Source organism: Parabacteroides sp. CT06 (assembly GCF_002257605.1).
GTDB lineage: Bacteria > Bacteroidota > Bacteroidia > Bacteroidales > Tannerellaceae > Parabacteroides > Parabacteroides distasonis.
Window position 1 is genome coordinate 1,797,296 of the sequence record NZ_CP022754.1, and the last position, 12,485, is coordinate 1,809,780.

The window sequence follows — 12,485 nt, forward strand, 5'->3', positions numbered from 1 at the left end:
GATGTGCAAAAAAGACCTTTTGTAATTGCTTTGTTTAGAAAAATACTTATATTTGCGCAAATCTAATTACTGATATCATGGATACACAAAACGAGAATAGAGAGATGCTTTCCCCCTATGTTTCCGTAGACTGCGTTCTTCTCGGCATCAATGATGACAAGCTCACCGTGCTGTTGGCGGAGCGAAAAAGTGAGGAAGGCGAGTTGATCGGCTATAAAATACCCGGCAGCCTGATCTATGAGAACGAGGATTTAGATGACGCCGCCTATCGGATACTGAATGATTCGACCGGCTTGAAGCGTGTCCAATTGAAACAATTCCGTTGTTTTGGTTCTCCCGCCCGTACCTCGAACCGGTTGGACGTGATGTGGCTGGAGGCGACATCCAAGGTGAAGATCGGACGGTTGATCACGGTCGCTTATCTCGCCTTGTGCAAGAACAGCAGGAAGACGTGTCCGGCCGATAAATCCGACTCGATCCGTTGGTGCCCTATCGACGAGCTTCCTCGCTTGCCATTCGATCATAAAGAGATTATCGAGGCTGCCATACAGGAGATCCGTAATTGGGTGGAGAAGGAGCCCGCTATCATTTTCGACTATATGCCGATGAAGTTCACGGCGTTCCAGCTTAGGCGCACGTACGAGGTGATCTATAACCGTGAGATGGACGTGCGCAATTTTCATAAGAAGATGAATTCCTTGGATTACGTGGTGCCCACGGAGGATATGCAAGACGGGGTCGCCCATCGTGCCGCACGGTATTATCGGTTTGATAAGGTGAAATATAATCAACAACGTTCGAAGTTTAATAAGATATAAAACCATACGATTATGTGTCTGTTAGGATGTGACATTGGAAGTTCTTCCATCAAGGTCTCTATTGTCGATGAGGAGACCGGGTTAACAATAGGTGCGGATTTTTATCCCAAAGAAGAGGCCCCGATCAAGGCGTTGCGCCCGGGGTGGGCGGAGCAAAATCCGGAGGATTGGTGGTCGTACGTGAAGATCGCTATGAAAGGTGCCATGAGCAAGGCGAAGGTGAAAGGCGAGGATATCAAGGCGATCGGTATCTCGTACCAGATGCATGGCTTGGTGGTGGTGGACAAGAAGATGGAGGTGCTTCGTCCATCTATTATCTGGTGCGATAGCCGTGCCGTTCCTTATGGCGAGCGTGCGTTTAAGAATATAGGCGAGAAGCGATGCCTTTCCCACCTATTGAACTCGCCGGGTAATTTTACCGCTTCCAAGCTGGCTTGGATCAAGGAGTACGAGCCGGATATCTACGACCGTATCCATAAGATCATGTTGCCGGGAGATTTCATCGCTATGCGTCTGACGGGGGATATCGTGACTACGGTTTCCGGTTTGTCGGAGGGGATTTTCTGGGACTTCAAGAATAATGCCTTATCGGAGGAGTTGATGAATTATTATGGATTCAGTAAGGATCTGATCGCCGATATCCGTCCGACGTTCGGTTTGCAGGGCGAGGTTACCGCCTCGGTCGCGGCCGAGTTGGGACTGAAGAAAGGTACGCCGGTTACCTATCGTGCGGGCGACCAACCGAATAACGCTTTATCATTGAATGTGTTGAATCCGGGCGAGATAGCGGCTACCGGTGGGACTTCCGGAGTGGTGTATGGCGTGAACGGCAAGGTGAATTACGATACGCTTTCCCGTGTGAATACGTTCGCCCACGTGAATCATACGATGGAGCAGACCCGCTTGGGTGTCTTGTTGTGCATCAACGGGGTCGGTATCCTTAATTCTTGGATCAAACGGAATATAGCGCCGGAAGGCATCAACTATAATGAGTTGAATGATTTGGCGGCTACGGTTCCCATCGGCTGCGATGGTCTTTCGATCTTGCCGTTCGGAAACGGGGCGGAGCGTATGTTGCAGAATAAGCAGATCGATTGCTCGGTTCATGGATTGAACTTCAATATACATACTAAGGCGCATATGGCTAGGGCGGCGCAAGAAGGTATCGTGTTCGCCTTTAAATACGGTATGGATATTATGAATGAGATGGGGATCGATATTCAGGTAATCCGTGCGGGGAATGCGAACTTGTTCTTAAGCCCGATCTTCCGGGATGCTTTGGCGGGCGTGACGGGTACGGTGATCGAACTGTATGATACGAACGGTGCGGTAGGGGCGGCCAAGGGTGCCGGTATGGGTGCCGGTATCTACAAGAACGCGGAAGAAGCGTTCGCTTCCTTGAAGAAGATCAACGTGATCGAGCCGGACGGTTTCAAGGCGAATGCTTATTGCGGGGCGTTCGAGATTTGGAAGGAACGATTGGAACAATCTATTTAACGGCTGAATTATTTACATTTTTAATACATATTATTATGAGTTACTTTAAAGGAGAGAAAGAATTTTTCCCGGGAATCGGACAGATTCAGTTTGAGGGACGTGAGTCAAAAAATCCGTTGGCATTTCATTATTATGACGCGGATAAGGTAGTAATGGGTAAGACACTAAAGGATCATTTACGCTTCGCTATGGCTTATTGGCATACCTTATGTGCTGAGGGAGGTGATCAGTTTGGTGGTGGAACGAAGACATTCCCTTGGAACGACAGCACGGACGCTATCACCCGCGCGAAGTACAAGATGGACGCCGCTTTCGAGTTTATGACCAAATGTAATATTCCTTACTATTGCTTCCACGACGTGGACGTGGTGGACGAGGCTCCTACGCTGGGCGAGTTCGAGAAACGTTTGCAGACGATGGTGGAACATGCCAAGGAGCATCAAGCCGCTACCGGAAAGAAACTGCTATGGTCTACCGCTAACGTGTTCGGACATAAGCGTTATATGAACGGTGCCGCTACGAACCCTTATTTCCCGACCGTGGCATGCGCCGGCACGCAGATCAAGAACGCTATTGACGCTTGTATCGCCTTAGGGGGCGAGAACTACGTGTTCTGGGGCGGCCGTGAGGGGTATATGAGCCTATTGAATACGAACATGAAACGTGAGAAGGATCATTTAGCCATGATGTTGACGATGGCCCGTGATTATGGCCGCAAGAACGGTTTCAAGGGTACGTTCCTGATCGAGCCGAAACCGATGGAACCGACGAAACATCAATATGACGTGGATTCGGAGACCGTGATCGGCTTCCTTCGCCATTATGGATTGGACAAGGATTTCGCCTTGAATATCGAGGTGAACCACGCTACCTTGGCCGGACATACATTCGAGCATGAGTTGCAAGCCGCCGCCGACGCCGGCATGTTGTGCAGTATCGACGCGAACCGTGGCGATTACCAGAATGGTTGGGATACGGATCAATTCCCGATGGATATCTATGAGCTGGCACAGGCTTGGCTGGTTATCCTTGAGGGAGGTGGCTTGACTACCGGAGGTACGAACTTCGACGCCAAGACCCGCCGTAATTCTACGGACTTGGAGGATATCTTCATCGCTCATATCGGTGGTATGGACGCTTTCGCCCGTGCCTTGATGATCGCCGCCGATATCCTTGAGAACTCAGACTACCGCAAGATGCGTGCCGAGCGTTACGCTAGTTTCGATGCCGGCGAGGGCAAGGCATTCGAGGATGGCAAGCTTACGCTGGAAGATCTTCGTACGATCGCTTTGCGTGACGGCGAGCCGAAACAGATCAGCGGTAAGCAGGAATTATACGAGATGATTGTAAATCTGCATATCTAAATAATTGAAAATCGAGAATTGGGAATTGAAAATTATCGTGCGTAAGCCCTAGTTTTCAGCTCTCAATTCTCAGTTTTTAATGAATAAATCTATTCCATGAAAAATAACAACACTTATATTTTCGCTCTTACCTTGGTCGCTACCTTGGGAGGTCTGCTGTTCGGGTATGACACGGCGGTGATCTCCGGTACGGTAGAGTCTTTGCGTAAGTTCTTCATCGAGCCGCAAGGACTTCCGTTGGATCAGGCGAACGCCTTGGAGGGATTCGTGGTAAGTAGCGCGTTGATCGGATGTATCCTCGGCGCCTCGTTCGCCGGGTGGATCAGCCAGCGTTACGGCAGGAAGCCTACGTTGATACTGGCCGCTATCCTTTTCTTGCTTTCCGCTATCGGCTCGGCTTGGCCGGAGCTGTTTATCGGCATGCCCGGAAGTGGTGATCATACGTTTATGTACGCGTTCGTGGCTTATCGTATTCTGGGAGGTATCGGCGTGGGGCTGGCCTCCATGGTATCGCCGATGTATATCGCCGAGGTGGCTCCGGCCGATCGCCGGGGGAATCTGGTGGCATGGAATCAGTTTGCCATTATCTTTGGTATGCTGGTGGTCTATTTCGTGAATTATACGATCGCCCTTCAAGGAGATGCCGCTTGGCTGAATACGATCGGCTGGCGTTGGATGTTTGCTTCTGAGATTATTCCGGCGGTATTGTTCCTCTCGTTCTTGATGTTCGTGCCGGAGACGCCTCGTTACCTCGTGATGCGCGGGCGTACGGAGCAGGCGTTGGCTATCTTGAACCGTTTGACGGATTTGGAGACCGCTGGGTATGAGCTGGAGGAGATACAGGAGAGTTTCAAGGCGAAAGCTCCGTCGATGAAGCCTTACTTCCGGTTTATGGGGACTTGGCTGGCGCTGTTCTTGATCGGCTACGGGTTGTTGTCGTGGGCAGGTAATACGAACGCTTTGGAGATCGCCTTGTTGGCTAGTTTCTGTATCGCCTTGCTGTTCCCGATCCGGTCGTTTGGCGTGCTGATCATCTTGGTGGGCGTGTTGCTCTCCGGTTTCCAGCAATTCGTGGGGATCAATGTGGTACTTTACTATGCCCCGGAGATCTTCAAGACGATGGGAGCGGCCACGGACGCCGCCCTTTTGCAACAGATCGTGGTAGGGGCGGTGAACCTGTCGTTTACCGTATTGGCTATTTTCACGGTGGATAAGTTCGGACGCCGTCCGTTGATGATTATCGGGGCGCTCGTCATGGCGGTATCTATGTTGATCTTGGGAACTACTTTCTATACGCGTTCGGTGGGTATGGGATCATTGGTCTGCATGCTGGTTTATACGGCGGGATTCGCTATGTCGTGGGGCCCGGTCTGCTGGGTGTTACTGGCCGAGATCTTCCCGAACTCGATCCGCTCCACAGTAATGAGTATCGCCGTGGCGGGGCAGTGGATTGCCAACTTCTTGGTATCATGGACTTTCCCGATGCTGGATAAGAATCAATACTTGACCGATACGTTCAATCACGGTATGGCCTATTGGATCTATGGCGTGATGGGTATATTGGCGGCGTTGTTCATCTGGAAATTTGTTCCCGAGACGAAAGGAAAGACGCTGGAGGAGATGGAAGGTTATTGGAAACGGTAACCAAACCTGAGACAAGATAATATATGAGTAAAAAAGGACGGATCAATCTACCCGTCCTTTTTTCGTAATGAACCTTAATGCCCCAATTTAGACGCCGGATTTGCCATCGCCGCCCGATAACTCTGGAAAGTAACCGTAGATACGGTCAGTGTCATTATGATTGCCAAAGCCACTAAAAATACCCATACGTAGATCGGCGTTTTATAAGCGAAGCTTCGTAACCAAATATGCACCCCGTAGTAAGCAAGCGGGATCGAGATAATAAAACAGACGAGCGTGATCCGGAGGAAAGACGAGTTCAGCATCCAAAGGATTTGCCGGACCGTGGACCCATGTACTTTCCGCACGGCTATCTCCTTTTCCCGTCCCTGTAACTCAAAGATAACCAGTCCGAATACTCCCACGAGGGATAAAAAGACGGCCATCAGGCAAAGGGCGGTAATCAGCGCTCCCTGCCGCCCACTTTTACTGTAAAGCTCCTCCAGCGCCGTATCAAAGAAATGGATATCGGCTGGATAACCCGGGATCAATTCATCCGTTACCTTCCGGATATGCTCGATAGCCGTCCGGGGATTTCCGCCGGCGATCTTGACATAAGCGTATCTTTCCGGCACTGAACGGCGGTAATGATTCTTAGCCGAGGTCCAAAGTCCCATCGGGCGTAACTCTTTATACAGGGATTCATAATGGACATCCTCAAAGATACCGACAATCCGTACCGGTATATCATTATCCGTGATGCTTGTCCCTACCAAGTCCGATAGGTCGTCCGGTTTCTCGGGGGAAAGACCCGAGGCGATCTCCCTCGCTGCCGTCTCGCTAAGGAGGCAAACGACCTGCGTGTTATCCGCCGCCTCATCCGTCGGCCGGAACTTCCTTCCGGCGATCATCTTTACATCCATTAGCTCCGGGAAATTGGCGGATACTCCCAGCCAGCTCATATAATAATGTTGGCCTTTGTAATTATACCCGATGAAAGAACGTGATTCGTCCGAGACAAATTTGAACTCACTAAAGGAAACATCACGGATAGCGGGGCTTTCCAAGAGACGTGCCTTGAACAATTCGCCCTTTTTCAAGGCCGCCCCCATGCTTAGTCTTACCTCCAGTACGTTTTCTTTGTTAAACCCCAAGTCCACGTTCCCTATATATCTGTTTTGCAAGGAGACGAACAACGCTCCGACAATCAGCGTGATCGAGATAACGAACTGGAACCCTATAAGTAACTTGCGAGTGTTCTTGGCCCGGTCGCTAAGGGTAAAAGACTTATTCAGCGCTATGACAGGAGGAAACGAGGTGATATAGAAAGCGGGATACAAACCGGCCAGTATACCGCCGCCTGCGACAAGGAAGAATGTGTACGCCGGAATCTTCCAGTTGGCATACAGGTTCAACGGATGCCCCACCATATTCGTGACCCATTGCACGTTATTCAAAAATAACAGGAAAAGCAAGGCGAGGAAGAAGGCAACAACCGAGATTCCCAAGGACTCCAAGACCAGATACTTCCGTAGCGTGGCGTCCGAGCTTCCCAGCACTTTCTGGATGGTGATCGACTTGGTGCGTATCGGCGCCAAGGCTATCGACAGGTTGATATAATTGACCAAGGCGATACCTATGATCAGGATGGCGATAAAGAATAACATATTCGTCCGTAGCTTATTACCGATGGGAGCGGCGTCCGCTCGGACCGGCTGGCCGAAATAGAGATCTGACAAGGGCCGGAGGCGCATATCCTCGATCGTGAAACTTTTCAGGAAAGCCCGGCTATCGGCCATATAGGTCTCGGTAGTGACAGAGGCGGATTCCGGCGTCGACATCAGCAGATAACAATAGTAAAGGCCGGTATGCCAGTTTTCCATCATCTCTTTCTCCATGATCGGGATATACAGGGCATTCTTCACCCGGGTGTTTTCCGGGAAATCGCGAAAGACGCCTCCCACGATATATGCCGGCTCAAAACTAAGCCCATATATAATCGAGCCTTCGGCCCCGGCGAACTCCGACAGATAAACCGGCTTCCCGATAGGATTTTCCTCGCCGAAGAGTTTCCGGGCCATGCTCTCTGGGATCAGCGTCCCTTCCGGACGTTTCAGGCAATCCGTATCGCCGGCCACCAGTTCGAAGCCAAAGACCTTAGCATATCCCGGGGTGATCCGTTCCACCTGCTCCATATAGCTCCGTGCGTCGGGCCCTTCACTGGCTGATATCCCAAAACGTACGGAGGAGTAAACAAGGTTGTTTGTGATAGCGGCCGCTTCTATATAAGGGGAGGCGGCGATGAAACGCTCGAGTTGTGGACGTGCGAAATTAGCCTCCCATATCCCGTCATCCCGCTTGTTTTCTAACTGAAAGATCCTTTCCCTGTTCAAGAGGGAAGCGTCGAAGCTATATTCATGACCGACATGTATGCTTATCAGCATGAATAACAGGAAAGCGAAGCTAAGTCCTAAAAGATTAGTGACCGTCGCTAATTTATAATGTCTCAAGACATAAAGCAGGTTCTTGAATGTACTTTGCATGGTATAAGTTCTTTTAATTTTAAACCCTTTGATCTGGAAATACAAAGCAAAGCTATTCCTTTATTTACGTTCCTGTGTTATTTTTTTGACAAACGGTTACTTTCTGTTGATGAATTGTGATATTATCAATAATTTCCTTATTTTTGCCATCATACTTCAAAAAGAAACAAGCGCTATGTTACACAAAGGCTATCGGATGCTTTTCAACTGCCTGATGTTTTATCTCTAGCAGATACTCTCCCTATATAAACTCATGGGGGCGGGGATGCCCGTCCTGTGTAACAATAAAAAATAACCTTGATGAGGGCGGATAGATCCTACCTCTACGATAAAACATATAATTTTATGAATACGACCCATCACACACATTCATGCGTACATGATACCGTCTCTTCCGTAGGAGCGAACAATTTCGGGATGAACGACCGTATCAAACGTTTGCGCCGGCAGACCTTCGAGGCCCAACCTTCCCTATCGATCGAGCGGGCCTTGATCGAGACCCGTTTTTATCGGGAGAATTACGGAAAGTATCCGATCCCTATCCTGCGTGCCTTGAACTTCCTTGAGATCTGCAAGCAGAAGACGATCTATATCGGCGAGGACGAGTTGATCGTTGGCGAGCGGGGGCCCCGCCCCAAGGCCGTGCCTACCTTCCCGGAACTTACCTGCCATAGCGTGGAGGACCTGCATATATTGAATACCCGGGAGCTGCAACGTTACACAATCTCCCAAGAAGATATCGATACTTACGAGCGGGAGGTGATCCCGTACTGGAAAGGCCGTACCCAGCGGGAGCGCATCTTCAGCCACGTCCCCAAGGAATGGAAAGAGGCGTACGAGGTGGGTATGTTCACCGAGTTCATGGAGCAACGTGCCCCCGGGCATACCGCTTTGGACGGCAAGGTCTACCAATATGGCTTGCTGGACTTGAAGAAACGTATCGAGGGGGAACTAAGCGCTTTGGATTTCATGAACGACCCCGAGGCCACGGACAAGCAGGAGGAGCTGACGGCCATGTCTATCTCCTGCGACGCCGCTATCCTGCTTGCCGAGCGACACGCGGACTTGGCCGACGAGATGTCTCTCACCGAAAAAGATCCTCGTCGTGCCGCTGAGCTGAGGAAGATCGCCGAGGTATGCCGCTGGGTTCCCGCCCACGCTCCCCGTACCTATTGGGAAGCGATCCAGATGTACTGGTTTGTCCATCTAGGTACGATCACGGAGCTGAATGGTTGGGATGCCATGAACCCTGGCCATTTCGACCAGCATCTGGCGCCTTTTTACGAGAAAGAGATCGCCGCCGGAACCTTGACCCGTGACGAGGCGAAAGAGTTGATGTCTTGCTTCTTCATCAAGGTAAACAATCATACCGCCCCGCCGAAAGTGGGTATCACGGCGAAGGAGAGCGGGACCTATAACGATTTCACGAACCTGAACATCGGCGGCATCCGGGCGGACGGCAGCGACGGCGTAAGCGAGGTCTCCTATATCATGTTGGAGACGATCGAGGAGCTGCATATCCTCCAGCCCGGCAGCGCCATCCACGTCAGTGCCCGTACGCCGGAGCGTTTCCTCCGTGCCGGATGCAAGGTGATCCGCCAAGGCCACGGCTATCCGTCGGTATTCAACCCGGATGTGTACGTGCAGGAGTTGATGCGGCAAGGCAAGTCGCTGCGTGATGCCCGCGAGGGAGGTTGCAGCGGTTGCATCGAGGTGGGCGCTTTCGGGAAGGAGGCGTACGTGCTGACCGGTTACCTGAACGTGCCGAAGATATTGGAGGTGACGCTGCATAACGGCGTAGATCCGGTAAGCGGCCGCAAGGTCGGTCTGGAGACCGGCGATCCCCGTGGTTTCCGGACGTATGAGGAGCTTTACGCGGCGTTCATGCGCCAGATCCATTATTTCGTGGACATGAAGGTGCGGGTCAGCAACTATATCGACCGCATGTTCGCCAAGTACGCCCCCGCCACGTTCCTCTCCCTGTTTATCGATGATTGTATCGCGAAGGGTAAGGATTACTACAATTGCGGGCCTCGTTACAATACCACTTATATCCAGTGTACCGGATTAGGCACGATAACCGATAGCCTTTCCGCTTTGCGGAAACACGTCTTCGAGGATAAGACCTTCACGATGGAAGCCTTGTTGGATGCGATGGCGGATAATTTCGAGGGACATGAGCCGATGCGCCAAATGATCCTGAACCGTACGCCTTTCTTTGGCAACGATGATCCGTACGCCGACCAGATCGCCGTCCGTGTCTTCGACGATTTATATGATGCGATCGAGGGCAAGCCGAATACGAAAGGGGAGTGTTTCCATTTGAATATGTTATCCACCACTTGCCATGTCTACTTCGGCAAGGTGATGGGAGCCACCCCGAACGGCCGCTTGGCCGGGCGTGCCATCTCCGACGGTACCTCGCCCTCGCACGGAGCCGATACCCACGGGCCGTCCGCCGTTGTCAAGTCCCTCGGTAAGCTGGATCAGGTGAAGAGCGGCGGCACGCTGCTGAACCAACGCTTCCTGCCCAGCCTGCTCCGGCGGGAGGAGGATATCTCGAAACTGGCCTCCTTGATTCGTAGCTACTTCGCCTTGGGTGGCCATCATATCCAATTCAACATCGTGGATACGGAAACGCTTTACGCCGCCCAGAAGTGCCCGGAGGACTACCGGGATCTGCTGGTCCGTGTAGCGGGCTATAGCGACTATTTCAACGATATGAACGCCGATTTGCAAGCGGACGTGATCGCACGTACGGAGCAAGAGACTTTCTGAGCCATGCTGTTATTCGATATCAAACGATACGCCATAAACGACGGGCCGGGCATCCGTGTCACGATCTTCATGAAAGGATGCCCGCTTGCCTGCGTATGGTGCCATAACCCGGAAGGCATCTCGCCCCGGGCGGAGAAGCTGTATACGAGAAAGAAGTGCATAGGTTGCGGGGCCTGCGTGGATGTATGCCCCACCGGGGCGTTGACCTTGACGGAGGCGGGTATCGTCACGGATCGGTCTCTGTGCCGGACATGCGGTAGATGCGCCGAGGTTTGTCCCACCTTGGCGATGGAGATGTCCGGCCGTGAGTATTCTATCGACGAGGTCATGCGTGAGATCGAGAAAGAGACGGTCTTTATGGATCGCTCCGAGGGAGGCGTTACCTTCTGCGGGGGAGAGCCGTTGTCGCATCCGTCGGACTTGGTTGCCCTGCTGGATCGTTGCGGAGCGTTGGGAATCCATCGTGCGGTGGATACGACCTTGTTCGCCTCGCCGGATACCGTCCGTAGCGTAATGGAGCGCACGGATCTTTTTCTGGTGGATTTAAAGCATATGGATTCCGGTAGCCATTGTCGTTTCACGGGTGTCCCGAACGAGCGTATCCTCTCCAATCTTCGGATGATCGCCGAGGCCGGCATAGACTTCCTCATCCGTATCCCGTTGATCGAGGGAGTCAATGCGGATGAGGAAAATATATCCCGTTCCGCCATCTTCTTGGCCTCCTTGCCGTGGGAGCGGAAAGTCGTTAATCTCCTCCCGTACCACGACATCGGAAAAGGTAAGCACGATAAGCGAGGAACCCTCTACAATCCCGGGCACCTTCCGCTATCCACCCCTTCCGAAGCAGTCCTGCAAAGGTGTATCGATCAATTCGCCTCCTGCGGGATAACTGCGTTGATCGGAGGATAATTAGAATAGGGGTGGGAACTGCTCGCCCTCATTTTACCATTTCTTCCGATACTCCGTAGGCGATATCCCGACGTGTTGCTTGAAGTATTTACCGAAGAAGGATTGGTTGGTGAAGTTTAGCCGGTCTGATATCTCTTGGATGGAAAGGGTGGAGGAGGATAATAACGCCTTCGCCTCCAAGACAACGTAATTATCGATCCATTCCCCGGCCGTACGGTTGCTGACGTTCTTTACCAAAAGGGATAAATATTTGGGAGTCACACATAATTTCCCGGCGTAGAAAGCTACTGATCGTTCCTGCTTATGATGTAAGGCGAGCGTTTGTATGAACGCTGCGAACAACTCCTCTTGCCGGCTCTTCTTCACCTCGATCGGCATATGATTCTTAAACATGCCGTAAACCTCGTGGAATACCGCCAACAATAAGCTCTGGGCAATCTCTTTCCGGTAAGGATGCCCTTTCGCTTTCACTTTCTTCCAGAGAAAAGAATGATATTCCTTGATACAACCTATCTCCTCGGCATTCAACTCAGTGACCGGATGCTCTTTGATGTAGAAGAACGCCGGCAAGGTATTCTGTATATGAGGAATGATCTCCTCCATGAAATTCTTGGAGATGACGATGAAGATCCCGGCCACGTCCTCGCTACGTTCCACGTGTTGGATGATCTGATCGGGCAGGGACAATACGAGATGGTTTTCCCCTACGACATATTCCTCCATATTGATCCGTATACGCATGAAGCCTTTCGTGCAAAGCGCGAATACGACGGCGTCTATTCGCATCGGATGGTCGAGCGAGGGAATATCGTCGATGTTATCGAATATGGCGAAATCCTCGTCGATGAAGTCTATGCCGGGTACGTTCTCGATAAGAGAGATACAAGCTTGAGGTAGATCTGTTACGTTCATAATTTATTCTTGTTTGGGCGATAAAATTAGTGAAATAATAG

Annotated in this window: 8 protein-coding genes; 6 read left to right on the plus strand and 2 right to left on the minus strand. The window is 51.4% G+C overall.

The features are described from left to right. The first annotated feature begins 77 nt into the window (after positions 1-77). From CI960_RS07830 to xylE, 4 genes are all read left to right on the plus strand, one after another. Entirely contained in the window at positions 78-818 is a 741-nt protein-coding gene (locus CI960_RS07830) for an NUDIX domain-containing protein (protein WP_005857458.1), read from the plus strand. Between the two features lie 12 nt (positions 819-830). After that, positions 831-2,315, plus strand: coding sequence for a xylulokinase (locus tag CI960_RS07835; protein WP_005857456.1), 1,485 nt, complete (start codon positions 831-833; stop codon positions 2,313-2,315). Between the two features lie 35 nt (positions 2,316-2,350). Further along, positions 2,351-3,679 carry a xylose isomerase gene (xylA, locus tag CI960_RS07840; RefSeq protein ID WP_005857454.1) on the plus strand — a complete coding sequence of 443 codons (1,329 nt, stop codon included), beginning with the start codon at positions 2,351-2,353 and terminating at the stop codon, positions 3,677-3,679. A 96-nt stretch (positions 3,680-3,775) separates the two neighbouring features. Then, positions 3,776-5,323, plus strand: a complete 1,548-nt coding sequence (xylE, locus tag CI960_RS07845; protein ID WP_005857452.1) for a D-xylose transporter XylE — start codon at positions 3,776-3,778, stop codon at positions 5,321-5,323. A gap of 74 nt (positions 5,324-5,397) precedes the next feature. Here xylE and CI960_RS07850 read toward each other — a convergent pair whose 3' ends face one another. Beyond that, a complete protein-coding gene (locus CI960_RS07850) occupies positions 5,398-7,845 on the minus strand; it encodes an ABC transporter permease (protein WP_005857450.1) in 2,448 nt (815 codons plus the stop codon). A gap of 345 nt (positions 7,846-8,190) precedes the next feature. Between CI960_RS07850 and hypD the strand changes: the two genes are divergently transcribed. Further along, complete coding sequence (gene hypD, locus CI960_RS07855) at positions 8,191-10,623, plus strand: trans-4-hydroxy-L-proline dehydratase (RefSeq protein WP_005857448.1); 2,433 nt, start codon at positions 8,191-8,193, stop codon at positions 10,621-10,623. A 3-nt stretch (positions 10,624-10,626) separates the two neighbouring features. Beyond that, positions 10,627-11,532, plus strand: coding sequence for a glycyl-radical enzyme activating protein (locus CI960_RS07860; protein WP_005857446.1), 906 nt, complete (start codon positions 10,627-10,629; stop codon positions 11,530-11,532). Between the two features lie 33 nt (positions 11,533-11,565). Here CI960_RS07860 and CI960_RS07865 read toward each other — a convergent pair whose 3' ends face one another. Next, complete coding sequence (locus CI960_RS07865) at positions 11,566-12,444, minus strand: AraC family transcriptional regulator (RefSeq protein WP_005857445.1); 879 nt, start codon at positions 12,442-12,444, stop codon at positions 11,566-11,568. Between the last annotated feature and the right edge of the window lie 41 nt (positions 12,445-12,485).

What these genes read in the sequence shown, in the direction of transcription:
- CI960_RS07830 (WP_005857458.1), top strand. Translation starts at nt 78, where the DNA reads ATGGATACACAAAACGAGAATAGAGAGATGCTTTCCCCCTATGTTTCC.
- CI960_RS07835 (WP_005857456.1), top strand. Translation starts at nt 831, where the DNA reads ATGTGTCTGTTAGGATGTGACATTGGAAGTTCTTCCATCAAGGTCTCT.
- xylA (WP_005857454.1), top strand. Translation starts at nt 2,351, where the DNA reads ATGAGTTACTTTAAAGGAGAGAAAGAATTTTTCCCGGGAATCGGACAG.
- xylE (WP_005857452.1), top strand. Translation starts at nt 3,776, where the DNA reads ATGAAAAATAACAACACTTATATTTTCGCTCTTACCTTGGTCGCTACC.
- CI960_RS07850 (WP_005857450.1), bottom strand. Translation starts at nt 7,845, where the DNA reads ATGCAAAGTACATTCAAGAACCTGCTTTATGTCTTGAGACATTATAAA.
- hypD (WP_005857448.1), top strand. Translation starts at nt 8,191, where the DNA reads ATGAATACGACCCATCACACACATTCATGCGTACATGATACCGTCTCT.
- CI960_RS07860 (WP_005857446.1), top strand. Translation starts at nt 10,627, where the DNA reads ATGCTGTTATTCGATATCAAACGATACGCCATAAACGACGGGCCGGGC.
- CI960_RS07865 (WP_005857445.1), bottom strand. Translation starts at nt 12,444, where the DNA reads ATGAACGTAACAGATCTACCTCAAGCTTGTATCTCTCTTATCGAGAAC.